At 63.3% G+C, this 25,172-nt stretch carries 21 protein-coding genes; 15 read left to right on the forward strand and 6 right to left on the reverse strand.

The features are described 5' to 3' along the window. The first annotated feature begins 116 nt into the window (after window positions 1–116). Window positions 117–1,028: a LysR family transcriptional regulator gene (locus tag G9Q37_RS13625; RefSeq protein ID WP_166227870.1), complete on the forward strand. Its 912-nt coding sequence runs from the start codon at window positions 117–119 to the stop codon at window positions 1,026–1,028. Here G9Q37_RS13625 and G9Q37_RS13630 read toward each other — a convergent pair. Continuing rightward, window positions 1,025–2,689 (reverse strand): FAD-dependent oxidoreductase, encoded by a 1,665-nt coding sequence (locus tag G9Q37_RS13630; RefSeq protein ID WP_166227872.1) that lies wholly within the window; start codon window positions 2,687–2,689, stop codon window positions 1,025–1,027. The two genes, G9Q37_RS13625 and G9Q37_RS13630, sit on opposite strands and share 4 nt — an antisense overlap. A gap of 78 nt (window positions 2,690–2,767) precedes the next feature. On the opposite strand from G9Q37_RS13630, the gene G9Q37_RS13635 reads away from it, so the two are divergent. The 4 genes from G9Q37_RS13635 (at window position 2,768) to bioD (ending at window position 6,592) form a co-directional block, all read left to right on the forward strand. After that, window positions 2,768–3,235: a MarR family winged helix-turn-helix transcriptional regulator gene (locus G9Q37_RS13635; protein WP_166227874.1), complete on the forward strand. Its 468-nt coding sequence runs from the start codon at window positions 2,768–2,770 to the stop codon at window positions 3,233–3,235. 90 nt (window positions 3,236–3,325) lie between these two features. Continuing rightward, complete coding sequence (gene bioA / locus G9Q37_RS13640; protein WP_166227876.1) at window positions 3,326–4,669, forward strand: adenosylmethionine--8-amino-7-oxononanoate transaminase; 1,344 nt, start codon at window positions 3,326–3,328, stop codon at window positions 4,667–4,669. Then, on the forward strand, window positions 4,659–5,900 hold the full coding sequence (locus G9Q37_RS13645; protein WP_166227877.1) for an aminotransferase class I/II-fold pyridoxal phosphate-dependent enzyme: 1,242 nt from the start codon (window positions 4,659–4,661) through the stop codon (window positions 5,898–5,900). Before bioA ends, G9Q37_RS13645 begins: the two co-directional genes overlap by 11 nt. Beyond that, window positions 5,897–6,592: a dethiobiotin synthase gene (gene bioD, locus G9Q37_RS13650; RefSeq protein ID WP_166227879.1), complete on the forward strand. Its 696-nt coding sequence runs from the start codon at window positions 5,897–5,899 to the stop codon at window positions 6,590–6,592. The genes G9Q37_RS13645 and bioD overlap by 4 nt, the downstream gene beginning before the upstream one ends. 20 nt (window positions 6,593–6,612) lie before the next feature. Here bioD and G9Q37_RS13655 read toward each other — a convergent pair whose 3' ends face one another. Next, entirely contained in the window at window positions 6,613–7,407 is a 795-nt protein-coding gene (locus tag G9Q37_RS13655) for an enoyl-CoA hydratase (protein ID WP_166227881.1), read from the reverse strand. Between the two features lie 1,275 nt (window positions 7,408–8,682). Between G9Q37_RS13655 and G9Q37_RS13660 the strand changes: the two genes are divergently transcribed. Beyond that, window positions 8,683–9,779 (forward strand): IS3 family transposase gene (locus tag G9Q37_RS13660; RefSeq protein WP_240936390.1). Its coding sequence is split into 2 segments (ribosomal slippage): window positions 8,683–8,935 and window positions 8,935–9,779, totalling 1,098 coding nucleotides; the frame shifts between segments, so codons are not numbered across the junction. Between the two features lie 462 nt (window positions 9,780–10,241). Beyond that, entirely contained in the window at window positions 10,242–10,706 is a 465-nt protein-coding gene (locus tag G9Q37_RS13665; protein WP_166227883.1) for a helix-turn-helix domain-containing protein, read from the forward strand. A 90-nt stretch (window positions 10,707–10,796) separates the two neighbouring features. On the opposite strand, the gene G9Q37_RS13670 is transcribed toward G9Q37_RS13665, so the two are convergent. Continuing rightward, complete coding sequence (locus tag G9Q37_RS13670; protein WP_166227885.1) at window positions 10,797–12,830, reverse strand: heavy metal translocating P-type ATPase; 2,034 nt, start codon at window positions 12,828–12,830, stop codon at window positions 10,797–10,799. A gap of 295 nt (window positions 12,831–13,125) precedes the next feature. On the opposite strand from G9Q37_RS13670, the gene G9Q37_RS13675 reads away from it, so the two are divergent. Continuing rightward, window positions 13,126–14,181, forward strand: coding sequence for a porin (locus G9Q37_RS13675; RefSeq protein ID WP_166227887.1), 1,056 nt, complete (start codon window positions 13,126–13,128; stop codon window positions 14,179–14,181). A gap of 128 nt (window positions 14,182–14,309) precedes the next feature. Here G9Q37_RS13675 and G9Q37_RS13680 read toward each other — a convergent pair whose 3' ends face one another. Next, complete coding sequence (locus G9Q37_RS13680) at window positions 14,310–15,059, reverse strand: TorF family putative porin (protein WP_166227889.1); 750 nt, start codon at window positions 15,057–15,059, stop codon at window positions 14,310–14,312. Between the two features lie 548 nt (window positions 15,060–15,607). On the opposite strand from G9Q37_RS13680, the gene G9Q37_RS13685 reads away from it, so the two are divergent. Together G9Q37_RS13685 and G9Q37_RS13690 are read left to right on the forward strand one after the other, a co-directional pair. Further along, window positions 15,608–16,288: a heavy metal response regulator transcription factor gene (locus G9Q37_RS13685; RefSeq protein ID WP_166227891.1), complete on the forward strand. Its 681-nt coding sequence runs from the start codon at window positions 15,608–15,610 to the stop codon at window positions 16,286–16,288. Window positions 16,289–16,303: 15 nt separating this feature from the next. Further along, entirely contained in the window at window positions 16,304–17,656 is a 1,353-nt protein-coding gene (locus G9Q37_RS13690) for a heavy metal sensor histidine kinase (protein WP_166227893.1), read from the forward strand. A gap of 29 nt (window positions 17,657–17,685) precedes the next feature. Here G9Q37_RS13690 and G9Q37_RS13695 read toward each other — a convergent pair whose 3' ends face one another. Next, window positions 17,686–17,970, reverse strand: coding sequence for a CopK family periplasmic copper-binding protein (locus G9Q37_RS13695; RefSeq protein WP_166227895.1), 285 nt, complete (start codon window positions 17,968–17,970; stop codon window positions 17,686–17,688). A gap of 122 nt (window positions 17,971–18,092) precedes the next feature. Then, on the reverse strand, window positions 18,093–19,013 hold the full coding sequence (locus tag G9Q37_RS13700; RefSeq protein ID WP_166227897.1) for a tetratricopeptide repeat protein: 921 nt from the start codon (window positions 19,011–19,013) through the stop codon (window positions 18,093–18,095). 977 nt (window positions 19,014–19,990) lie between these two features. On the opposite strand from G9Q37_RS13700, the gene G9Q37_RS13705 reads away from it, so the two are divergent. From G9Q37_RS13705 to G9Q37_RS13725, 5 genes are all read left to right on the forward strand, one after another. Beyond that, complete coding sequence (locus tag G9Q37_RS13705; RefSeq protein ID WP_166227899.1) at window positions 19,991–21,025, forward strand: porin; 1,035 nt, start codon at window positions 19,991–19,993, stop codon at window positions 21,023–21,025. A gap of 159 nt (window positions 21,026–21,184) precedes the next feature. Further along, window positions 21,185–21,871: a heavy metal response regulator transcription factor gene (locus G9Q37_RS13710; protein ID WP_166227902.1), complete on the forward strand. Its 687-nt coding sequence runs from the start codon at window positions 21,185–21,187 to the stop codon at window positions 21,869–21,871. Continuing rightward, window positions 21,868–23,211 (forward strand): heavy metal sensor histidine kinase, encoded by a 1,344-nt coding sequence (locus tag G9Q37_RS13715; protein WP_166227904.1) that lies wholly within the window; start codon window positions 21,868–21,870, stop codon window positions 23,209–23,211. The genes G9Q37_RS13710 and G9Q37_RS13715 overlap by 4 nt, the downstream gene beginning before the upstream one ends. Before the next feature lie 177 nt (window positions 23,212–23,388). Next, window positions 23,389–23,733 (forward strand): CzcE family metal-binding protein, encoded by a 345-nt coding sequence (locus G9Q37_RS13720; protein WP_166227906.1) that lies wholly within the window; start codon window positions 23,389–23,391, stop codon window positions 23,731–23,733. Window positions 23,734–23,853: 120 nt separating this feature from the next. Then, window positions 23,854–25,170: a TolC family protein gene (locus tag G9Q37_RS13725; protein ID WP_166227908.1), complete on the forward strand. Its 1,317-nt coding sequence runs from the start codon at window positions 23,854–23,856 to the stop codon at window positions 25,168–25,170. The last annotated feature ends 2 nt before the right edge of the window (window positions 25,171–25,172 follow it).

A 25,172-nucleotide genomic window follows, 5' to 3' on the forward strand; every position in this document is an offset into this window, starting at 1 on the left:
TGAAGCGGGTGCGGCCGGGGCTCGCACCGAAGCCTCCACTGTAGGTATTGCGCCTCAGCAGATAAACCGAGGTTTAGGTGACATACTGTTCCGATTTTCGGTACAAAGGAGCGCCCATGGACCGCTTCCAGGAGATGCACGTGTTCGCGGCCGTGGTCGACGCGGGCAGCTTCGTGGCCGCGTCGGACGCGCTGGGGATGTCCAAGGCCGCGGTGTCGCGCCACGTGGCCGAACTCGAGCGCCGCCTGGGCGTGCGCCTGCTCCACCGCACCACGCGCCGGCTCTCGCTCACGGCCGAGGGCGAGACCTTCCACGCGCGTTGCAAGGCCGTGCTGGCCGAGGTGGACGAGGCCGAGGCCGAGATCACCGCGGGTGCGGGCGAGGCACGGGGCACGCTGCGCGTGAACGTGCCGTTCAGCTACGGCCAGCAGCGCCTGGCGCCGCTGTGGCCGCGCTTCATGGCGCGCCACCCGGCGCTGACGCTCGAGGTGACCCTGTCGGACCGCGTGGTGGATCTGGTGGACGAAGGCTTCGACCTCGCGGTGCGCATCGCGCAACTGCCCGCCTCCACGCTGATCAGCCGCCGGCTCGCAGGCACCCGGCTGCTGCTGTGCGCTTCGCCCGGCTATGTGGCTGCGCGCGGTGCGCCGCAACACCCAGCCGATATCGCGCGGCACGACTGCATCGCCTACACCTTGTTCTCCAGCGGCGACCTCTGGCACTTCGAAGGCCCGGACGGGCCCACGGCCGTGAAGGTGCAGGGCCGGCTGCGCAGCAACAACGGCGACACCTGCGTGCAGGCCGCGCTGCAGGGCCAGGGCCTGATCCTGCAGCCCTCGTTCCTGGTGGACCCGCACCTGCGCAGCGGCGCGCTGGTGGCGCTCATGCCGGGCTGGCACGCGGTCGAACTCGGCGTGTACGCGGTGTACCCGACGCGCCGCCACGTGGCGCCCAAGGTGCGGCTGCTGATCGACTTCCTGGCGCAGGCGCTGGACGCGAGCGACGGGCCGGCGCCGCCGCCGCGCTAGGGCGCCGGCGCGCGGGCCGTGACCTGCGCGAGCACCGCCCGCGCCGCGGCGGCGCTGTCGCCGCGCCAGGCCACGATCTGGTCGGGGCGGATCAGCGCGAGCGGCGCCTCATAGAGCGCGCGCAGCGACGGCTGCGGCAGGCGCAGCACGCGCAGGTCCAGGCCCCATTCGCGGGCCACGGCCTCGAAGGCCCCGGTGTCGGGCGCGTCGGGCCCGAGTGCGAGCAGGGTCCATTCGGTGTGGAACAGATCGAACAGCGAACGGCCGTCGTCGAGCCAGGCGTGTGGCGGGCGACCGCCCGGGCTCGCGGTGGGCACGTAAACGTTGGGCTCGTCGGGCGGCAAGGGCGCGCCGTCGCGCACGATCACGGGCGAGGCGTCGTAGCGGCCGCCGAAGGTCACGCCCGGAATGTTGAATTCGAGCCGCGCGTGCTGGTCGAGGTGGCGCCCCGCGGCGGCGCGCTCGGCCTCGCCGCGCGGCGAGTCTTCCTCGAGTTCGGGCCGCGCGGTGAACAGGCCCACCGAATCGGCGAAGCGGCGCGCGTAGGCGGTGTTGCGCTCGGCCAGCGGCCGGCGCTCGGCCTCGTAGCTGTCGAGCAGCGCATCGGGCGCCTGGCCGCGCAGCACACCCGCGAGCTTCCAGGCCAGGTTCACCGCGTCTTCGACCGCGGTGTTGTAGCCCAGGCCGCCCGTGGGCGTGAACAGGTGCGCGGCATCGCCCGCGATGAACACCCGCCCGCGCCGGAGGCGCTGCGCCACCAGCGCGTGTCCCGCGAGCCAGGTGCCCATGGACAGCACCTCGATGGGCACGGCCTCGCCCACCACCTCGGCGAACACGCGCTGCGCGTCGGCCTCGCTCCAGGCATCGGCGTCTTCGTCGGGCCGCAGCGCGGCGTGGAAGGCGTACTCGGCCACGCCGTCGACGCAGGCCATGAAGGCGCGGCGCTCGTGGTTCACCGAGACGTACATCCATGCGCGCTCGCGCGGCAGCACCTGCGCGAGCTGCGGCGAGCGCAGGTAGACCGCGAGCATGCGCCCGCCCATGAAGTCGCGCTGGATGCCGGTGACGCCACCCCACTCGATGCCGAGCTGGCGCCGCACGCCGCTGCGCGCGCCATCCGCGCCCACGAGAAAACGCGCGCGCACCGTTTCGGGCGCACCGCCATCGGCCGGGCGCAGCGTGGCGTGCACGTGCTCGCCGTCGTCGTGGAAGCTGTCGAGCGCGCAGCCGTAGCGCAGCGTGTTGACGGGCCAGGCCCGGGCGTGGCGCAGCAGCGTCTGCTCGACGAACTTCTGCGACACGCGGTGCGGCAGCTCGGCCGCGCTCCACGAGCCCGTGAGCGTCTTCACCTGCTCGCGCGCCTGCGCCGCGGTGGGCAGGCGGATGCGCGCGAGCTCGTGGCGCGCGTAGCGCGTAAAGTAGGCGATGTCGGTCGGGTGATCGGCCGGCAGGCCCTGGGCACGCACCTCGTCGGCAAAGCCCAGGCGGCGGAAGTGCTCCATGGTGCGCGCCTGCGTGGCGTTGGCCTGCGGGTTGAAGGCCGTGCCGGGCTTGCTGTCGACCAGCAGGCAACGCACGCCGCGGCGGCCCAGCTCGTTGGCCAGCATCAGGCCGCAAGGGCCGCCGCCCGCGATCAGCACATCGAACAGATCGTCCGCCATCCGTTATCTTTCAGCTTGAGTTCCGATTTATTTAGGTTACCTAAGCATAATGCCGCCCGCATCCGGGTTAGCCCCAGCATGAGCCCGCCCTCCGCCCCCGACGACGACTTCCGCTGGCGCCAGCACAACCCGGGCCGCGTGCTCGACAACGCGCTGCGCCGCTTCGAAGAGCGCGTGCTCGAGCTGTTGCGCGAGGCCGGCCAGACGCAGACCCGGCGCTCGCACGTGAACCTCACGCGCCACCTCGACCTGCACGGCACGCGCATCACCGAGCTCGCACGCCGCGCGGCCATGACCAACGCCGCCATGACCGAACTCATCGACCAGTGCGAGGCGCTGGGCCTGGTCGAGCGCCAGCCCGATCCCGCCGACAAGCGCGCGCGCGTGGTCTGTTTCACCGTGGCCGGCCTGGCCTGGCTCGACGCGTTCGGCCAGGCCGTGGCCGCGGCGCAGGCCGAGATGGCGGCCGAGATCGGCCAGGCCGGCATGTCGGTCGTGCTCGGCGGCCTCGCGCGCTACGCGCAGGCGCGCGACGAAGGCGGCTGAGGCGCCCGCGCGCGGACGGGCCGATCCGCGATCGAATCATCATGAACGGCCGCGCGGGAACGCGGTGGGCTCGGCTACAACCGGGCCCCCATGAGCGCAGCGCCCCCCGACACCCGGCCAGCCCACCCGTCCCCGCAGGCCAACGAGCCCTGGCAGCGGCGCAGCCTCGCCGCGCTGTGGCACCCCTGCACGCAGATGGCGCGCGCCGCGCGCACGCCGCCGCTGCCCCTGCTGCGCGGCGAAGGGCCCTGGCTGTTCGACGCCGCGGGCCGGCGCTACTACGACGCCAACAGCTCGTGGTGGGTCAACCTCTTCGGCCACAGCGACGCCGGCCTCAACCTGGCGATCCGCAATCAGCTCGACCAGCTGCCGCACGCCATGCTCGCGGGCTGCACGCACCCGCCCGCGGTGCTGTTGGGCGAGAAGCTGTCGGCGCTCACGGGCGGTGCGCTGGGCCACTGTTTCTTCGCCAGCGACGGCGCCTCGGCCGTGGAGATTGCGCTCAAGATGAGCTTTCACAGCTGGCGCAACCGCGGCCTCAGCGGCAAGCGCGGCTTCGTCTGCCTGCGCAACGGCTACCACGGCGAGACCCTGGGCGCGCTCGCGGTGACCGACGTGGCGCTGTTTCGCGACGCCTACGACCCGCTGCTGCTGCGCGCCCATGTGGTGGCCTCGCCCGACAGCCGCGCGGGCCCGGCGCAGGAGGCCGCGGCCTTGCGCGAGCTGGAACGGCTGCTGCAGCGCCGCCACGATCAGATCGCAGCCCTCATCGTCGAGCCGCTGGTGCAGTGCGCCGCGGGCATGGTGATGCACCGCCCCTCGTACCTGCGCGGCGTGCGCGCGCTGTGCAGCGCGCACGGCGTGCACCTGATCGCCGACGAGATCGCCGTGGGCTGCGGCCGCACCGGCAGCTTCTTCGCGTTCGAGCAGGCGCGCACCGACTGGCCCGACTTCATCCTGCTGGCCAAGGGGCTGAGCGGCGGCACCCTGCCCTTGTCCGTGGTGCTCACCACCGACGAGGTCTACCGCAGCTTCTGGAGCGAAGACACCGCGCGCGGCTTCCTGCACTCGCATTCCTACACCGGCAACCCGCTGGCCTGCGCCGCCGCCAACGCGGTGCTCGACCGTTTCGCCCACGACGGCGTGCTGGAGCGCAACGCCGCCCAGGCCGCGCTGCTGGCAGAGGCATTCGCGGACTTTGCACAGCACCCGCGCGTGCGCCACCTGCGCCAGCAGGGCAGCATCCTGGCCTTCGACGTGGCCGATGCCGCGCCCGGTTTCGCCGAGCGCTTCCACCGGGCCGCGCGCGAGCGCGAGCTGCTGATCCGGCCCATCGGGTCCACCGTGTACATGATGCCGCCCTACCTCATCGACCGGCCCGCCGCGGCCTTTCTGTCGGCCGCCGTGCGCGACACCCTGAACCATGTTGATTGAGCACCTGAAGGCGCGGCTGGCCGCAATCGAGGCGCGCGGCGAACGGCGCGAACGCCACCGCGCGCAGACACCCACAGCCACACGCCAGACCATGCGCCGCCCCGACGGTGGCAAGCGTGAGCTGCTGATGTTCTGCGCCAACGACTACCTGGGCCTGGCCTCGCACCCCGCGCTGGTGCAGGCCCTGGCCGACGGCGCGCAACACCACGGCGCGGGCGCGGGCGCCTCGCCCCTGGTGAGCGGCCACAGCGAACTGCACCACCGGCTCGAAGAGCGGCTTGCGGCCTGGTACGCACCGCACATCCCGGGCGCGCGCGTGCTGGGCTTCTCGTGCGGCTACATGGCCAACATCGCGGTGCTGTCCACGCTGTGCGATGCCGACACCGAGATCTTTTCGGAGCGCCTGAACCACGCCTCGCTCATCGACGGAGCACGCCTGTCGCGCGCGCGGGTCACGCCCTATCCGCACGCCGACCTGTGCACGCTGCGTGCGCAGCTCATGCAAAGCCAGGCCCGCATCAAGCTCATCGCCACCGACGCGGTGTTCAGCATGGATGGCGACATCGCGCCGCTGGCCGACATCCTGATGCTGGCCGAACGTTTCGACGCGTGGGTGGTGGTGGACGACGCCCACGGCTTCGGCGTGCTGGGTGCCCGCGGCCGCGGCACGCTCGAGCGGCTCGGCCTGTCGAGCCCGCGCCTGATCCTCATGGGCACGCTGGGCAAGGCCGCGGGCCTGGCCGGCGCCTTCGTGGTGGCCGAGCCCACGGTGGGCGAGTACCTGCTGCAGGCCGCGCGCGCCCACCTCTTCAGCACCGCCGTGCCGCCCGCACTGGTCCAGGCGCAGCTCACGAGCCTCGACCTCATCGAAGGCCCCGATGGCAGCGTGCGGCGCGAGCGGCTGGCGCTGCTGCAATCGCGCCTGCATGCGGGCCTCGCCCGGCTGTGCGCGCAACACCCGGCGCTGGGTTGGCACGCGCCCCGCACCGACACGCCGGTGCAACCGCTGATCGTGGGCGACAACGCCGCGGCCATGGACCTGAGCGAACGCCTGGCGCGCGCCGGAATCCGCGTGGCCGGCATCCGGCCGCCTTCGGTGCCGGCGGGCACGGCCCGCCTGCGCATCACGCTGTGCGCCGGGCACACCCGCGACGACGTCGACCGGCTGCTCCAGGCGCTGCAGGCCTGCGCGCACGGCTGGTCTCCGCCCGCGAGGCCGGCGGGGCGATGAGGGGCTTCTTCGTCACCGGCACCGACACCGGCGTGGGCAAGACGGTGGTGAGCGCGGGCCTGGTCTGGCTGCTGCAGCAGCACGGCTGGCGGGTGGCGCCGGTCAAGCCTGTGGCCGCAGGACTGGAGCACATCGACGGCCGCTGGATCAATGCCGATGTGCTGCGGCTGCGCGAAGCCTGTGCGCTGCCGCTGGACGAGGCCGACATCGGCCCGCTGCAGCTGCGCGCCGCGTGTGCGCCCCACATCGCGGCCGCGCTCGAAGGCGCGGCGATCGCGCCGCACGCGGTGCTCGACGCGGTGCGCCGCGCCGCGGCGCGCGCCGACTGCGTGGTGGTGGAAGGGGTGGGCGGCTGGCGCGTGCCGCTCACCGACACCTGGGACAGCGCCGACCTTGCGGCCGCGCTCGGTCTGCCCGTGGTGCTGGTGGTGGGGCTGCGCCTGGGTTGCCTCAACCATGCCTTGCTCAGCGCGGACGCGATCCGCGCGCGCCGCCTGCCGCTGGCGGGCTGGGTGGGCAACACCCTGCCCCCCGAAATGCCGTGGGCGCGAGAAAACCTCTCGGCCCTGCGTGCCCACATCGCCGCACCCTGTCTCGGCCTGGTGCCTCCGCTGCGCGATACCGGCCCGCGCGCCCTCACCGATCACCTGAACGCCACGGCCGTGCTAGACGCACTCGCCGCCATACCCTGAGCGGCCCCCGGCCCGGGCCTTCAGGTCTGTCCGCGGCCGCGCTCGATCACGGCCTGGCGCTGCGCCTCGACCGCGCCAGCGTCCATGCGCTGCGCCCATTGCTTGCAACGCTCGCGCTCGAGTTGCAAGGCCTCGCCCAGCGGCAGCGCGCCGCCCTCGTCAATCAGCGCCTTGTAGGTGCGCAAGGCCTGCGGCAGCACACCCGCCATGTCGGCCGCGAGCTGCAGGCTCTGCGACAGCAGCGCCTCAGGCGTCACCACACGGTTCACCAGGCCCCAGGCCAAGGCCTGCTGCGCGTCGATGAAATTGCCCGTGAAGGCCATTTCCTTGGCGCGCCCCACACCGATCAGGCGCTGAAGCTTCTGCGACAGGCCCCAGCCCGGCATCACGCCCACACGCGCATGCGTGTCGGCAAAACGCGCCCGGGTCGAGGCAACCAGGAAGTCGCAGGCCAGCGCAAGCTCGAAGCCACCCGTGATGGCCGGACCATTGACCGCGGCGATCACCGGCCAGGGGAAGTCCTTGATGGCGTGGGTGGGGTCTTCCTGCGGGCCTGACTGGATGGTGCTGCCGGGGTCGCGCGCGCCGCCGAGTTCCTTGAGGTCCAGACCCGCGCAAAAGGCATCGCCCGCGCCCGTGAGCACCACCGCGCGCAGCGCGGTGTCTTCGCGCAGGTCAGCAAAGACCTGAACCAGTTGGCGCCGCAATGCCATGGACAGCGCGTTGCGCACGCGCGGACGGTTGAGGATGACCAGGGCGCAGCCCGACTGCGGGCGTTCGACCAGGACCAGGGAGGCGTCGTCAGAGGGGCTCATGGTGCACGCAGAGGCAGTGAAGGTACGCCATGATGGCTTCAGCGCGCGCAACAAAAAAGCCCTCGTTTCCGAGGGCTTCGATGTGGATTCAGCCAAGGACTGGCTGCGCTTGTCCACTCGCTTTGGCGGCCAAAAGGTCCAGATACGACTGCATCTGACGAGGCAGTCCATCAAAGGTTGGCGGAGTTCGCGTTGCGTCCACCAACACGTGGCGAACTTCCACTATCAATCTCCATCCGTTCGTCAAGTTGGCGCCGCGGAGAAGGCAGCTTTGCTACGCTGAACCAACGCGCACGTGCATCGTCGCGTATTGATGTGGCGGGACCCTCCTCAAAACAAGTTCACCTGAGCGACTTGTCCTCGTTGGAATCCTCAACCGGCTGCGTTTTTCCAGTAGTGGACGACGACCATGCAAGACCAACCCACTAGGCGAGTAGTGGCAACAGTGCTTGGGCTGGACGTCGACCCCGACTACCTCCTGGCCGAGGATGCAGACGGGCAACAGCTCGTTGTTCGGCGGGATTCTTTCGAGGGTGACTGGAGTTCGCTCAAGCGGGGCGAATTGGTAGAGCTCGTTGCAACGTGCGCAAGGCTTTCGCGGGTGCTTAGCGCGCGGCGGGTACCGGGACTCGATGCCTGAAGAGCCAGACGCAATACCGCCCGCTGCGTCGTGGAGTAGGAGAACGACATGTTGACACCCGAGTGGGAGTGCGCCGACGGAACAGCCGTGCGTTTGGGGTCGATGAGCACCTCGCACATCCTGAATGCGCGGTGCCACCTGCTGACAGGCACAGGACCGTATGGCCCGATGCTCAGGCTAGGATGCTCCGGCTTCACCAACCGTGAATGGATTCGTCTGTTTGACGCTGAGTTGCTTCGGCGCTCCAGGGCTTACCTACCCCTTTGAGGCCATCGCCTTGGCAATACCCACCTGCAAGGGGCAGCCCTTGCCGGTGACATTGACCAATTCACCTACCAAAAGTGGAAAACGCATTCCGATAGGTGAATCCAATGTTTTCAATGCGTTGCGCGCTATGTCAGGGCCCAAGCCGGGGGCTGCGGGCAGGGGTTTCCGTGCGACTTGGACCACACCGCGAGCTTTGCGATGGTTCCGGAGCGCACGGGCTTCTCACGTTTTCTCAATGGATATGAGAAATCTCAAAACCGGTGAGAAAGCTTGATGAGCCGCCCCGCGTCTGGTCGTCCCCGGCTTGTGGTCCCCTCGAAAACCTGAACCACCCGGAGGTAGAGAATCCCCCCAAGCGGAGTCTCTACATGACGAAGTCCAGATTCAGTGAAGCGCAGATAGTCGGCATCCTCAAGGAGGTCGAGATGGGTGCGAAGGTCGGCGAGACGTGCAGGAAGCACGGCGTGAGCGAGCCGACGTACTACAAGTGGAAGAGCCAGTTCTCGGGCATGACGGTTTCGCACCTGTCGCAGCTGCGCCAGCTGCAGGACGAGAACGCCAAGCTCAAACGCATGTACGCAGACCTGGCGCTCATGCACCACGCACTCAAGGATGTCGTTGACCGAAAGCTCTGACCCCGGAGCGTCGCGAGATGGTCGTGCAGGCCCTCGTGGCCGAGCATGGCATGAGCGAGCGACGGGCCTGCCAGGCCAGCGGCATTGCCCGCTCCACGCTGCGTTACCGGCCCGTCGCACGCGACGACTCCGGGGTCATCACCTTCATCCAGGCCTACATGACATTGAACCCGCGCCACGGCTTCGGGCTGCTGTACGACAGCGCCCGCCATCAGGGCAAGCCCTGGGGCAAGACGGTGCTCTGGCGCGTGTACTGCGAACTGCGGCTGAACCTGCCCCGGCGCGGCAAGAAGCGGCTGCCTGCGCGCATCAAACAGCCCCTGCACGCCGCCGGCCAGCCCAACCAGGGCTGGAGCTGCGACTTCATGGCAGACGCGCTGTGGTCGGGGCGGCGCTTCAGGACCTTCAACGTCATCGACGAGTTCAACCGTGAAGGCCTGCGCATCGAGGTCGACACCAGCCTGCCGGCTGCGCGCGTCATCCGGGCCTTGAATGAACTGGTGGAGGTGCACGGTGCGCCGCTGTCGATTCGCCTGGACAACGGCCCCGAGTTCATCGCGCACGCCCTGGCCCAGTGGGCTCAGAACAAGGGCATCGCCTTGCAGCACATCCAACCCGGAAAGCCCACGCAAAACGCCTATGTCGAACGATTCAACAAGACCTACCGCACCGAGGTGCTCGACTGCTACGTGTTCAACAGCTTGCAGGAAGTGCGCGACATGACGGCCGACTGGCTGCACCGCTACAACCACCACCGACCCCATGAAGCTCTCGGCCGAATCCCACCGGTTGAGTACCGTGTCAAACTGTTCCCCAACCTCTACTTCTGACTGGCTCAGGAAATCGAGGGGACCACAAGCGGCAGCAGCCCAGTAGGGCAGCACCGGGAAGACTTTGCGGTTCTGTCCCGCGAAAAGCTTGAACGGTCCATCTCGGCGTCCCGTAAAGATTGCACATTGTGAGCCCCTCGGAAGAGCGACAGAATGCCGCTGTGAAGCGTTCAACATTACTACTCGTTCCTGGACCACCCCCGTCGTTCATGGAGCAGCGCGCGCTGGAGCTGGCGCCTGACGCCTGACGCCTACCGCGTCGGAAAGGCATCTCCAGATTTCTAGGCGGTTCGGGTCGCGGCGACTGGTCGACAGGTTTACCGCGGACCTGGTCCCACCATGGTGCTCCTTTCGCCTGCGCCCTTCTAAGGAAACCGACCGTGAGTATCGAGGGGTTAGACGTAGTTCAACCTAAACATGTCTTGCCGTCTGCTACCCTGACCAACTTTACTGAAAAATCCAATGACTACATTCGCCGACTCACTGAAGCGAGAAATCGCACGGGTAGCTCGTAAAGAGCTGAAGAGCGAGCTGACCTTGCTGCGCAAAACGACTGCAGGGCATCGCAGCGAAATTGCGGCTCTTAAGCGAGACTTGAAGAGCCTTCAGTCCGAGAACAAGGACCTAGCTCGCAGGCTAAAAGCGGTGGGAACCGGTGCCGGCGCAGTGATGCGTTCAACAAATGACGAGCCACGTGCCAAGCCTGGGCGGAAAGTCGTCTACAACGCTGAGGCATTCGCCGCGATGAGAGCCAAGCTCGGCCTTACACAAGCGCAAATGGCGACGTTACTTGGTGTCTCCAGCCTGTCGGTCTACAAGTGGGAGTCTGGCCAAGTGGAGCCGCGCGAGAAGCAAAAGGCCAAGGTACTTGCGCTACGCGGGGTGGGAAAGAGAGAAGTCGTCAAGATGCTGGAGGCGGCTGCATGAGGTTTCACGCGCGGCAGCATGGTTCTCCTGGGTAATGAATGGCTCGCAACTGCAAGACTGCGCGCTCTTCACGTGGAGGTTCCCCCCCAACTATGACTTGCGATATGCAAGTAGGCGCAAGGCGTTGAATACCACTAACAAGGTGGAGCCCTCGTGCACGGCGACCGCAGGACCGATGCCGAGACCCATGATGGTGGCTGGCACCAGGAAGGCAACGATGCCCAAGCTCACAAAGACGTTTTGACGGATGATGGAGTGGGTTTGACGGCTGAGGCCCACTGCGAACGGGAGCACTTCCAGCTTATCCGCCATAAGGGCGACATCTGCGGTCTCAAGCGCCACATCTGAGCCGGCAGCTCCCATGGCAATGCCTACTGTTGCGTTGGCCATCGCGGGCGCGTCGTTGACTCCGTCGCCCACCATTGCGACCTTGGCTTCTGCACGGAGCTTTCGGATTGCATGGACCTTGCCTTCAGGCATTAGGTCACCCCATGCCTCATCTAGGCCCACCTGCGCTGCGACGGCGCTTGCGACCTTCTGATGGTCGCCGGAAACCATGACCATTCGGCCGATGCCGAGGGAGCGCAACCTTTGCAGCGTCTCGGTGGCACCGGCGCGAGGCGTGTCCATCAAACCAATGGCTCCCAAGTCCCGCTCTCCTAGTCGAATCACCATGCTGGTGCGCCCATGGTCGCGCAGCGTGGAAATAGCATTCGCCGCTGCAGCGCCTAGAGGAGCCACGCCGTCGGTACCGAACAGTTCGGCCTTGCCAATCCAGACCGGCTCCCCTTGGAAGCGAGCCTTGACACCCCGACCAATCAGGTTCTCCAAGTCACTGGCCTCAGGGATGTTTGAGTTGACGTTTGCAAGACGTTGCCTCCCATCTCGCGCAATGGCTGCCGCCAATGGATGGTCGCTGAGTGACTCCACCGCCACGGCAACGGTAAGGAGCTCAGCCTCGCTGACTCCGGCTGCTGGTATGACGTCTGTGATGCGCGGCCTGCCCTCGGTCAGCGTACCCGTCTTGTCGAAAGCCATCGCGTTCAGCGAGCCAAGCTCTTCTAGCGGCGCGCCACCTTTGATAAGAACTCCACCACGGGCAGCTCTTGCAATACCTGAGAGCACCGCGCTCGGTGTCGCAATTGCCAAGGCACACGGGCTTGCTGCGACCAGCACTGCCATCGCTCGATAGAAGCTGTCGCGAAACGGCTCGTCGACCACCACCCATGCAAACAGCAACAGTACGGCCAACACCAAAACTGCAGGGACGAACACGCGTTCGAACTTATCGGTAAAGCGCTGCGTGGCGGACTTTCGTGTCTCCGCCTCGCTCACCATCTTGACGACCCTTGCAAGTGTGGAGTCTGTCGAGCGGCGAGTCACTTCCACTTCGATGCCGTTCGCTCCATTGATTGTTCCTGAGAACACGCGCGATGCAGCGTCAATGCTTTCGGGACGGGCGCGCGCTGAGACGGGGTCGGTCACGGGGCGCTTGTCTACAGGAATACTTTCACCGGTCACGGGGGCCTGGTCGATGCTGGTTGAGCCGACAACGATGAAGCCGTCCGCGGCGAGACGCTCGTTGGGGCGCACCAAGACGATGTCGCCTACCGCCAAGTCCGCGACTGAAACTTCTTCGACTCCGTCTCCACGACGCACAGTTGCCGTTTCCGGCGCGAGCTCAGCCAGGGCTTCGATTGCGCGCTTCGCCCGACCCATCGCGTAGTTCTCCAGAGCGTGGCCTAGGCTGAAGAGAAACAGCAGAAGGGAGCCCTCAGCCCAGGAGCCTAAGGCGGCCGCGCCCGCCGCTGCGACCAGCATCAACGTGTCAATCTCGAATCGCCTTTTTCGCAGATTCTCGATGGCCTCTTGGACTGTGTAGAAGCCACCAAAGAAGTAGGCGCTCAGGTAGCAGGCTAGCGCTGCCCAAGAGGGCGCGCCGGGCGCGAACTTCTCAACAAGAACACCTGCAGCGAGCATCGTGCCGCACAAGACAGCGAACACCGCTTCAGTGTTGGGCCCGAAGACCCCCCCGTGTGAGTGACCTCTATGAGCGCTCGAGTCACCGGGAGGGTGGTCGTGTTGGTCGTGAGTTTCGGTGCTGTTCCGGGACTGTTGGGACATAGAGCCTGCCTCATTTCTTGGAGCCCACCTATTGGAGCTACACAGCGGATTCTTCAGTACGGGGCGTGCGGTCGCTCGAACGTATCGTCAAAGTCACTTTCGCGTCACATTCAAGTTAGATACTAAAAAAAGTTGTGGTGCCGAGGGCGCCAAGCTCTTCTTTGACCCCGTACTGTCATATACGCTGGGTCTACTCGTTCGTGGCATCTCACAAAGAGATGTTGGTTTCAGAGTCTGGATACGAATTGTCCCGCTCTGGAGCGCAGCTCAATCCAATAGTGAAGCAACGAACGACATGAAACACACCCTCATCGTCCTATCGGTCCTGGCAACCTGTGCAGCCGCCTCCGCGCAAAGCAGCGTCACCATGTTTGGCGTCGTCGACGCATCGGTCACCCGCCTCTCGAGCGACAGCGCCAATGTCACGGGCCTGGCAAGCGGCGAGCAGTCCAGCAGCCGGTTGGGCTTCCGAGGCATCGAGGACCTTGGCGGTGGCCTAAAAGCAGGCTTCTGGCTTGAAGGCTCGCTTGCTGTGGATAACGGTGGCACCTCCTACCGCTTTGACCGCCGCTCCACCATCAGCCTTCTTGGTGGCTTCGGTGAAGTTCGTCTGGGTCGCGACAAGCTCGCCTCGTACCTCAACGTCGAGTCCTTCGACCCCTTTGGCGACATCGGCGTTGGTGGCAATGGCCTGAACAACATGTTGGGTGGCGCCGCGGCAGCTGAAGGTACTGCGGAAGGAAGCCACCCCAAGCGCTCGAGCAACATCATCGCCTACATCAGCCCTAACATTGGCGGACTCCAAGGGCAGCTGCAGTACTCGTTTGGTGAGCGTCCGAGCAATCAGCCGAACAACGACCGTGGCAATATCGTCTCGGCCCGCGTTTCGTACCAGGCGAGCCCTCTTGAGGTGGCGCTCGGCTATGCTCAGCTCGACGCGGGAACTGCCGCTACTGCGGTGACTTACAAGGCCACCAACATCGGCGCCTCCTACGACTTCGGAGTGGTCAAACCCATGGTCCTGATTGCGACGGAGCGCGGCGCGGGTCGAGGCGTGAACGCATACACCCTAGGTGCCTCGGCTCCCCTCGGTCAGGCCGGTGAATTCCGTGTCGGTTACACGCGCTTCAACACCCAGAATGTTGACGACGCGGATTCCTCCAAGCTGGCTCTGGGCTACTTTCACAAGTTGTCCAAGCGCACCGTGGTGTACGGCATGCTTGCCCGCGTGAGCAACGACAACAATGCATCGCGCGGCTTCGCGGTCTCCTCTTCGTCCTTGACCGCCCCGCTGATTGCTGCCGGCGACAGCGCAACTGGCTACTCGGTCGGCGTGCGTCACACGTTCTGATTTTCAAGGGCGCTTCGCTTCGGCGTTGCGCCACGCTTGCTCCATTTTGTGCTTCCCAGTGGGTTAAGGCCCTGCGTCTAGCGACGCAGGGCCCTTTTTGTTGGTCTGTTCGACGTAGATAGCCAGTCTTACATCGCCTTGGTAAACATCACAACCACGGTGTTCGCATTGACCGACTTGCCGTCGGCCTTGCCGAGGTAGTCGTTCTTCCGAGTAGCGCCCACCAGCGCGCCCGAAACAGAGAACCCGTCGCCAAGGTCGTAAGCCGCGCCGATGCTGTAGTCGACATAGTTGGGAGCGGAGATGTCACTGCTGTAGGAGGTGTAGCCCACTGATGCCTTCAATGTCAGCGCGGGCATGATTTCTTGGGCGTATGACACGTTCAGGTACCCCGTCCCTTTGCCCTTCAGACCGGAGCCGCCGGCAGCTCCGGCCGCGTTGAAGTAATCGGTAGACACCGTGTGGTAGTACTTGGCAACCACAGGGCCGATGCCCAAGCCAACGTAGAGTTCATTGGTGTTGGCCGCACTCGCACCCGTGTACTGGTAGCGGATAGCGCCGAAGTCCCAGGATAGGTAGCCGCTGGACAGCTTGTAGCCGGCATAGAAATCGCTTTCGAGATTCGCCGTCGGACCATCCGCACCCGTAGAGAAGTTGACCGTGGAATTCCAGTTGCCGGCATAGAAGCCGCTCGAGTGGCTGTAGTCAAAGCCACCCTGGAGAGCTGGGCGCAGCTGGCCCTTGCGGAGGTCCTGGTCCTGACCGCGGGTCTTGTAGTTGCTTGCCAAACTGATGTTGGCGCTGAGTTCGGCGCTGGCGATGACGGGCAGAGAAGCCAGGCAGGTGGCAGCAACGACCTGGGAGAGATTGAGCTTCATTGGTGACCTTCAATGTGGGTTGAGTTGAGCGGCCTGGAGTTGCAGTTGTGAACCATCGTCCAGTTCCGTCTCGTAAGCCGCATACACATCTTGTTGAAGGAGGTGTGTCCCGTCTGAAGAGAACCGAGTTCGAGCGGAAAGCGCGAGTCGGGTTGGTCGCAACACGGGCGACGTGTATGGAGAACGCAACGTCCAAAGGAACTCAGCGGTATCTCTAAGTGACTGCCCGCATGGGGTAACCCTTGATGGTGCCTGAGGGAGCGGCTTGGAGAACATGCGAAGCGTGGGATGCCTGGGAGCGGCTGCCGCGAACAAGGGCTTGATGACGCGGCGTGACAAGGACTTGGAGCGCTCGCTGGTCCAGCAAAAACCCTCGTCGAGACGGCTCCCTTAGGCCTCGTAGCCATCAACAGAGGTCTCTGATGACATCGAACGTGAGGCATTTCTATCGCTAGGAAAACGCAGCCCTGACTGATGAATTACATGTTCGTCATCTTCAAGAATGGCGAAAACGACATGCCAAACTGCCGCGAACAGAAGGCGTTGGCATGAAGATATTGATAGTCGAAGACGAGCTCCACACAGGCGAGTACCTGAGACAAGGTCTTAGAGAAGCGGGCTACTTCACTGAGCTGATGCGCAACGGGGTCGACGGACTGCACGAAGCAACTGAAGGCGACTACGACCTGGTCATCCTTGATGTCAACCTGCCAGGCATTGATGGGTGGTCGGTCCTGAGCTCGCTTCGACGTAAGAAGAAGCAAATCCCCGTCCTGTACCTGACAGCGAGAGACAGCGTGGAAGACCGCGTGAAGGGCTTGGAGCTCGGTGCAGACGACTATCTGGTCAAACCGTTCTCCTTCTCCGAGCTCCTCGCGAGGATTAAGTCCATAACTCGCCGAGGAAGTCAGATGCAAGAGGACACTGTGCTTCAGGTGGCCGACCTACAACTGGACCTCGTGCGCCGTCGGGTAACCCGTGCGGGGAAGCGTCTTGACTTGACCGCCAAAGAGTTTGGCCTCCTCGAGTTGTTCATGCGTCGGCAGGGGGAGGTGCTTCCGAGGACATTGATAGCCTCACTCATGTGGGACATCAACTTTGACAGCGAGAGCAATGTCATCGTCGTGGCAGTAGGCCGTCTGAGAGGAAAAATCGACGACGGCTTCAGCTGCAAGCTGCTCAGAACCATTCGTGGAATGGGATATGTTCTCGATGAGCCAGAGTCCTGATGACGCGATAAGGCCATGTCGCTCACCTTTCGTCTGACCGCACTGTTTGCCGGAGTTCTGGTCCTAGTTCTGGCTGGCTTCTCGTGGCTTGTCTTTCGAGAGACGAGCAACCGCTTTCATGAGCTAGACAGGTCGCTTCTGCAGGGGAAGGTCCAGCTGGTCAGAGATATGGCCAAGCTGAGCTCGTCAAAGGAGGAGCTGCGAAGCAGGCTGGAGTACTCGTCCCGCGGACATGTCGGTCTGTACATTGGAATCACCGACCGACAGGGGCGTCGATTTGAACAGGGAGACATGCAGATTCCGTCTAGCATGCTGGACGCGCTCACATCGAGCAATAAATTGGTGAAGTTGCGTCATGAGGCACATAGCCTCTACGCGCAAAGATTCGATGTATCTCTACCTGGGCAACCTCAGGAAGGAGTGTCGGTGATAGCAGCGGTCGACACTCGACAGCACAGCCTCTTCCTTGACAGTCTTGCCGCAAAGACCATTGTGTATGTCGTCTTCTCTGTCCTGGTAGGAACGCTTCTAGGTTGGATTGCAAGCCGCGGTGGGCTCAGCCCGCTGACCGCGATGATGAACCGAGCAGAGAAGCTCAACGCGAACCGCCTCTCGGAGAGGATGCCGTCACGTCGATGGCCATCAGAGATGTCAGACCTGTCGCGTTCATTGAATGGAATGTTAGAGCGCTTACAAAGTGACTTTGACCGATTGAGTTCGTTCTCCTCCAACCTAGCGCACGAGATGAGGACGCCTGTGAGCAACTTGTTGACTGCGGCCCAGGTCACCTTGGCTCAACCCAGGTCGAGTGCGGAGTACCGGAACACCTTGGGAACAATATCTGAAGAGCTGCAGGACCTCGCCAGGACGATTGCAGACATGCTGTTCCTGGCGAAGACGGAGAACCTCCACGCGTTGCCATCTGTGTCGCAAGTGAATCTGGCCAGTGAGTCCCGCTCGCTAGTCGACTTCTACGAAGAGGTGGCAAACGACAAGAGTCTGAGGTTTGACGTGCGGGGGGATGCGTGGGTAAGGGGTGACCGCCTGATGATTCGACGCGCCGTGAGCAACCTACTGTCGAACGCCATTCGACATGCAGATGCCGACTCGGTGGTGACTATCGAGATAGCGGCTGAGTACGAGCAGGTGAGCTTGGCAGTCACCAATCGCGGCCTGCCGATACCTGCTGACGCTCAAGCTGCCCTCTTCGACCGATTTGTTCGCCTACCGAATGACGCAAGGGACCCGGGTGAAGGCTTGGGCCTTGGGTTGGCCATCACCAAAGCCATCATGAGAGCGCACCGCGGAGGAGTGAAGGTGCTGACAAGGCCGAGCTCCAACACGTTTGTGCTGGAGTTTGGCCATTAGGAGCTGAAGCAGATAGGGGGAGGCGGCAGTCAGTTGCCGCTGTGACCTTCCATCAGCAACGAGTTGAGCAGGGCAACCTCGTTGCTCGTCACAGTGATGGACTTCCCGTCCGAAGTCTCCAACACCTGATTCATCTTGAGCGACTGCGCGCGGCCATAGCGGTCTTCCTTCGCCATCTTGCCATCGTTGAAGACGTAAAGAGCGCCACCGTCCTTGAGAGGAACGATGCTCTTGGCGGCCTCTTGCGCTGCGTGACCAGCAAACGCGGACGAGGCGGTCATGCAGAGGGCAGCGATGGAGAGCTTAATTTTCATTTGATTGATTCCTTGTGGAGTTCCGGACTCAGACTTCTTGCCCGGGTACGCGAGTACAGCTGTAAGGTATCAATCAGGTGGTGACCAAAGTCGCGCGGAGAGATTACGTTCCTGTCAGGAGGCTAGGTGCTGACCAGCGCGGAGCGGAGGGTGCTGCGAACTCCGTGCGCCCAACTCGCGCCTTGGCGAAAGGACGATATCTTCGACGTTGGTACCTGAGCGAAGAAGACAGATTCGTCAACGCTGATTCGCTCAAGAACGTATCGGAGGGTGTGAGGCCGTTGTCGACGTTCTCCATTGACGATGGCGCCGTTCTCGCTAGACATGCGAATGAAGTCGACGGACTCACGCAGTTGCTCCATGTACCTTGTCTCAAGCGCGGGAATGGTCCTGCTGAAGCGGGTCCGGATTCTCTGGTCGGCAGCGTCGTTTGACACCACCAATCCCCAGGACCGGATGCCTGAGACCAAGTCGACACTCATGGCCTCCGTTTTGGTCAAGCCGAAATTCCTCGATGCCCTGAGCTTATGAGCGACCCACGGGTCGATGCGCATCACCTCATTGATTGCCCGTTCCGCCTCAAGGTCACTGCCATGGACGGGCAGGACAAAGCTGCGCAGAAGGCTTTTGGCGATGGCATCTCCCTGGGAGGAGGCCTGAGACATCCAATGCATGCCCAACTCGAACTCGCTGGCGTCGATTGCTGATTTGAGAATCAGCGCTCCCAGTTGCCGCTGTGCATTGACGTTCCCGGTGCCGGCGGCTTTCTCCAGGAAGAAGCGTGCAGCCTGCGGATTGGCGACAGACCCCTGGCCGTCCGCATGGACGTGGTGGAGTAGAAGCCATGCATCGCTCATCCCCGCATCAGCGGCACGGAGAAGAAGTGCCGTTCCTCCGCGCAAGTTGCGCTTTGGTGCCAGGTTGGTTGAGTCAGCAAATGCTGTGTCGATGCCGCACATTGCTCGACCGAGGATGAGCGCTGCAGCGGAGTTGCCGCGCCGAACGCAGTCTTCGAGAATCGACTGTAGGCGGCTGCTGTCCAAGGCCGGCATTGACGTGCGAAGCCTTTGTAGGCTCATCATCGCGTCGCACACGGCGTCGCAAAGCGCCGGGTTGTTCCCCACTGGAAGTGCGACTGCGAACTCTAGGTTTCGTAACAGAAGAGGTACTTCGGAGGCGGACACGGCTTGCGCTAGAGCCCAAGACACCGATGCGCTCACATCGACTTCGGGAAGTTCAACCAAAACGGTGAGAGCAGACAGCAGTGGGTTCGGGCTTTCGTGATACGCATCCAAGGCCCGAGAGGCGTTCTCACATCCCATCTGACTCGCCTGCGACCACATGCGCCGGGCGGAGTCAGGGTCACTCCTGGTTAGAGCTCTCCAGACGCCGAGCTTGAGGCAGGCGGAGCGTGAACCAAGATGTGCGGCCGAGGTAAGTGCTATCAACTGCGAGCGCTGGACCAGTTCGCCTAGTGGAAGGCTCTCGGCAATGATGCGAGGCGCGCGGTCCGACTTCGACAGGCCTTGATGGGAAAGGTACTCAAGGCCCAACTCCGTGTACTTGGGGAATCCCTTTGCCCCTTTAAGGTAGCGCAGACCAACTTCGCAAAGCGCGTCGTGGTCACCTTGTCTTGCTAGCGCTAAGAGCTGAACGTCCTGTCGTCGCATGTTCTCCGACTCAATAGATGGTTTGCGCGTCGGGTCGATGCGGCGCGTATTCGAGGTCTTCCAAATCTATCGAGAGTGCGGTTTCGAGATGCTTGCGCGTCCGTTACAGAGAAGTCATCTGGCAGTTATTTCGGTGATGCATTGATACCGAACCAACACCGAGTGGTCACAGAGTGACGATGTGAGTCTGATGTTGGTGGATTCGCTAGCGATTGCGCTTGCCTGCCCGCTTGACTCAGTCATTTCTCTTGCACGCCCATAGTCTTGCGGTCGCACCCTGTTCTTCCGGTCCCTAGAAAGCGGGAGGACACCTGTGAGGTGCTCAATAACCCAACCTTGGAGCAAGCAATATGAAAAGGACTTTACTGGCGCTCGCGGCGCTGGCGTCTATTTCCACCCTGGCCAGCGCCCAGTCGTCCGTGACGCTTTTCGGCGTCGTAGACGCGTCGGTCCGCTCGGTGAAGAACGGTTCGGCCGGTTCTGAAACCCAAATGGCATCTGGCGACAACACGACCAGCCGTTGGGGTATGCGAGGCGTCGAAGACCTCGGCGGTGGTCTGCGTGCGAGCTTCCACCTCGAGTCGCAGCTCAACGTGGACAGCGGCACGGCTGACGCTGCCAAGTACTTTGGCCGTCGCTCGACAGTGAGCCTGAGCGGTGGCTTCGGCGAAGTCCGGCTTGGTCGCGACTACACGCCCACCTTCACCAACGGTCTGGGTGACGAATTTGGCATCGTGGGCATTGGCTCGCGTGGCATCTTCCTGTATGGCGGCGGCTCCAACCTCGGCAGCGCTGCCACCACGCTGGTGCGTGCCGACAATGCGGTGAGCTACTTCCTGCCGACGATGGGTGGTGTCTACGGCCAGGTGCAGATTTCGGCCGGTGAAGGCGTGGTGGGCAACCGCTACACGGGTGGCTTGCTTGGCTACAAGAACCAAGCCTTGGATGCGGGCATTGCCTACGGCATTACCGACGTCGGTACGCCCTCTGACTTCAAGCACTACAACGTCAAGTTCAACTACAACTTCGGCTTTGCTACGTTGCATACCCTGTACGACGTGAAGACCTGGGGTGCGCGCAAGACGCAAGACATCTCGATTGGCGCGAGCATCCCTGTGGCCACTGGCACGATTCGCGCCGGCTACACGCGTGCCAACCGCTCGGGTGGCCCCCTGGGTTCTGGCTATGCGGATGGAGACGACAGCACCCGCCTGGCAATTGGCTACGTGCACGACCTGTCCAAGCGGACCGCGGTCTACACGACGCTCAGCCGCATCACCAACAAGGGCGCGGCGCGTAGCTCCGTTCTGGGCTCCGCGCCGGCGGGCATGCTGGGTGGCGAGAACTCGTCGGGTTACCAGGTTGGCCTGCGCCACATCTTCTAAGTTGCATGGGCCCCATGAGCGGGGACCCTGACTAGCTCTTGCCGCTGGTCTTGTTCACGCGGGTTGCCTTCGAGCAGCCCGCGTGAACGTTTTTTGGCCTGCTGGAGTCTCTTTTTGGGGCCCGTGGTATACCGTGGGCCGGCGACAGAACAGGCGCTCATGAAACTGCTGGTTATCGAGGATGAAGTGAAGCTTGCGGAGTACATCCGCAGGGGCTTGCAGGAGGAAGGCTACGTGGTAGACCTTGCTCACAACGGAATCGACGGGTTGCACCTGGCGATGGAGTCGGACTACGACTTAATAGTCCTGGACGGAATGCTTCCAGGCATCGACGGGCTAGGACTACTGGCTGCACTACGCCAGAGCAAGCGAACCCCGGTCGTCATGTTGACTGCTCGAGTCAAAGTCGAAGACCGGGTTCGAGGTCTTCAGAGTGGCGCGGATGACTACCTCGTCAAGCCGTTTGCTTTCTCAGAGCTTGCCGCTCGTATCCAGGCGCTTCTTCGACGAACAAAAGGCCCCAGCGAACCTGAGCCAGTCCGTCTTCTCCAGGTCCACGACCTAGAGCTCGACCTGATTGGCCGAAAGGCGACTCGTTGCGGTCAAAAACTGCAGCTCACCGTCCAGGAGTTCGGGCTTTTGTCCCTGCTAATGCGCCATGAAGGTCAAGTTTTGTCGCGCACCGAGATTGCGGCCCAGGTCTGGGACATGAATTTCGACAGCAACACGAACGTAATAGACGCTGCGGTTCGGCGCTTGAGGTCCAAGGTCGACGAGCCCTTTCATCGTCCTCTGATACACACGGTGCGCGGTATGGGCTACGTGCTCGAGGCGCGGGATGAATGAACTCCCGCGTTCCAAAGACTCTCGGTAGCAGGCTCTCTCTTTGGCTAGCCCTGCAGAGCTTTTTCGGATTGCTTGCGGTTTGCATTGCCATCTACGCGGCCACCTTCTATGCGTTCAGGAGCCACCAGCTGGAAGAACTGGCTCATAAGAAGGGCCTCCTTGAACACTTCGCGTCAGAGGCGCTGAGCACCGGCGACGAGAAGATGTTGGGGCACAAGTTGAGGGACTTCAAGGTCGGACATTCTGAGTTCGGTCTCAGGGTTCTTCGTGCCGAGGGAACCGTGTTCTTCGAAGACGTTGTTCCGAGCGCCACCTCTCAGCGCAGACTCATCGAGTTCGAACTAGCTTCCCCAGTCGCCGGCCACAGACCTTTTCAGGTCACGTTGTCGCAGGACATTCGAAAAGACCAATCTCTCCTAGAGCGCATCGCCGCGGCTCTGGTGTTCGCCGCTCTGGGTGGCACATTGCTGGTCTCTTGTGGTGGCTACCTGCTTGTCTGGTTGGGACTTCGGCCCCTGCGAGAGCTGTCGACGCAGGTTCAAGGCTTGGCTGCGGACTCGTTGCATCGTCGCCTGGACGGCTCAAACCAGCCGGGTGAGCTGGCGCCTCTTGTCGCGCAGTTCAATGACCTTCTTGCCCGTCTTGACGCCTCTTACGAGCACCTCGAAGGATTTAATGCTGACGTCGCCCACGAACTGATGACGCCGCTCGCGACGTTGACAAGCGGTGCCGAGCTGGCTCTTTCCTCAGCAAAGAGCGTGGAGGAGCTGCGCGATACCCTCGGCTCGAGTCTGGAGGACCTGCAGCGCATAACCGGCATCGTGCAGGACATGTTGTTCCTTTCCCAGGCGGACCGAGGCGCGGTTGCGCGACGGGTTCATACACCCAGTTTGGCGGCTGTGGTCAAGCAGGTGGCTGACTACCACGAGGCCGCCCTAGAAGACGCGGGGCTCAGCCTTGTCGTGGTCGGCGATGCAGTCGGCGAATTCGATGTCTCATTGCTGCAGAGGGCGCTCTCCAACCTGATTGGCAACGCGTCCAGGTACGCCAGCTCCGGCTCCGAAGTCCGCGTTCTCATCAACTCGTCCTCGCCGAATGAGGTCTCCATCCAAGTTGAGAACCGTGGCAGCACCATCGAACCAGCAGCGCTTCCCCGCCTCTTTGACCGCTTTTTTCGTGCGGACATGGCGAGGAGCAACGCAAATCGCAACCACGGGCTCGGTCTTGCGATTGTGGCGGCCATCGCCCGAATGCACGGTGGTCGGCCGATAGCGTCCTCCTCAGAAGGTGTGACGAAAGTGGGATTGGTTCTCGGGAGCTCCAAGACATCGGAGTCCTGACCTAGCCGCCGGGCAGGCGTGAGAACCGTCTCATGCTTTGAGAGAAGACCAACATGACTGATTTGTCATTCTCCGGTCTTCAGTCTGTTGAGGTCACTTTTCTAAAGTGCGTGTCAGTGCCGAGAGGCGACCACGGCCTCGGTCTTGAGGCCATCTGACCCACTTGAGAGGTTTACCTTGAACAAGCTCCATACCCTTCGTTTTGCCGCCGTCTCCGTCGCGCTCGCCAGCTCGCTCGCAGGCGTTGCCTCTGCCGAGACCTTCCGCAACGGTCAGTCCATTTACGGCCAACCTGGCGGCGAAGCAGCCCAGGCCCGCGTGGTGGATGTCACCAACACCAAGTACGCCAACATCACCTACGGCGAAACCGTTGTCTTCCAAGGCGCGGGAGGACAGAAGTTCGCCTGGACCTTCAACGGACTGGATGCCCGCTCCTGGGAACTCGCAAAGTTCGCCCCTGCAAGCCTGGCCGGCGAGGGGTATCGGGTTTACGTGAGTAAGAACCCCCTCTATCGCCGTTGATTCGGCTCCTCACTGACTGAATGAGTTGGCCGGACGCTCCTTCAAGGAGGTCCGGCTTTTGGCCGCTCGACGCATCAAGCAAGTCGAGCCACTGGTTCGCCAGGTCAATGGGAGATTTAAATGCCCGGTAAGTTGGTGCCTCTAGCCCTTGTGCTGGCGGCGGGGGTGATTTCATCTGCGCAAGCGCAGACGGCGGAGGCAAGTACCTTCATTCCCCCATCTAGGGAGTTAAGCGGCCTTGCAGGTGGACCCGACAATCGACTGGTTACGCGTTCGGCGGACTCGCTTCCTCTCACGCTAGGCGCTGCTTGGAGCCTGGCACAGAACAACAATCCGGCCATCTCGGCTGCGATGCGCGAAGTGGAAGCTGCTCAGGGCGCTTTGACGCAGGCGGGAGTGTTTCAAAACCCCTCCCTGGATGTTGAGGTTGAGGACCTGCGTTCTGGGAATCGAACCACCACTGTCACCCTGAGCCAACCCATTGAACTGGGTGGCAAGCGAGCAGCGCGCATCGCCGCGGCCGAACGAGCGCTTGACGCAGCGCGTGTGCAGCGAGATATGAAGGCCGCACAACTGCAGTCGGAGGTGACAGCCGCATACTTGGCAACTCTCTTGTCTCAGGAGCGGGTGCGTCTGGCGCAAGAGTCGCTGGGTATTGCGCAGACAGGCAGCGCGGCGGCTTCGAAGCGGGTTCAAGCGGGGAAGGTATCCCCTTTGGAAGAGACGCGGTCTAAGGTAGCGGAGGCCAATGTTCGTCTGGAACTAGCGCAGGCGCAGGGCGAGCTATCCGCCCAGTTGCAAGAACTGCGCGCGCTCCTTGCCGGCGGACCGAGCTTTCAGGCGCTTGACGGCAACGCGCTGCAGTTGCCGTCGCTACCCCCCATCGAGGAGTTGCAGGCGCGAGTGGAGAGTTCGCCAACGATGCGGTTGGCCAGATTGGAGACAGCACGCCTGCGAGCTTTGGCCGACCTGGAGCAAGCGAAACGAACGCCAGACATCTCCGTGAGCCTAGGCATGCAACGCGCCCAGCAAGACGGGCGCTCGCTGGCCATCGTAGGTGTTTCCATCCCACTTCCTGTGTTCGACTCGAACCGCGGCAACCTTGTCGAGGCGCTTCGTCGCCGAGACAAGTCGGAAGACGAGGCTCGTGCGCTCGAGCTTCGGCTCCGCGCTGACCTTGCCATTGCTCGACAACGACTCTCCATCGCCTCAGAGGAAGTGATGGCCGTTCGGTCAGAAATCCTTCCAGCGGCCGAGTTGGCATTCAGCTCCGCTACTCAAGGCTTCGAGCTTGGAAAGTTCGAGTTCTTGGATGTGCTCGATGCGCAGCGCACGCTGCTCCAAGCCAGAGCTCAGTACCTGCGTTCAATGGGCGAATCACATCGAGCGGTGGCAGATGTCGCACGCCTGCTCGGAACCAACACTTCTCAACCTTGAAT

Origin of the sequence: Hydrogenophaga crocea, from assembly GCF_011388215.1 — a bacterium.
In the GTDB taxonomy this organism is placed as follows: Bacteria; Pseudomonadota; Gammaproteobacteria; order Burkholderiales; family Burkholderiaceae_C; genus Hydrogenophaga; species Hydrogenophaga crocea.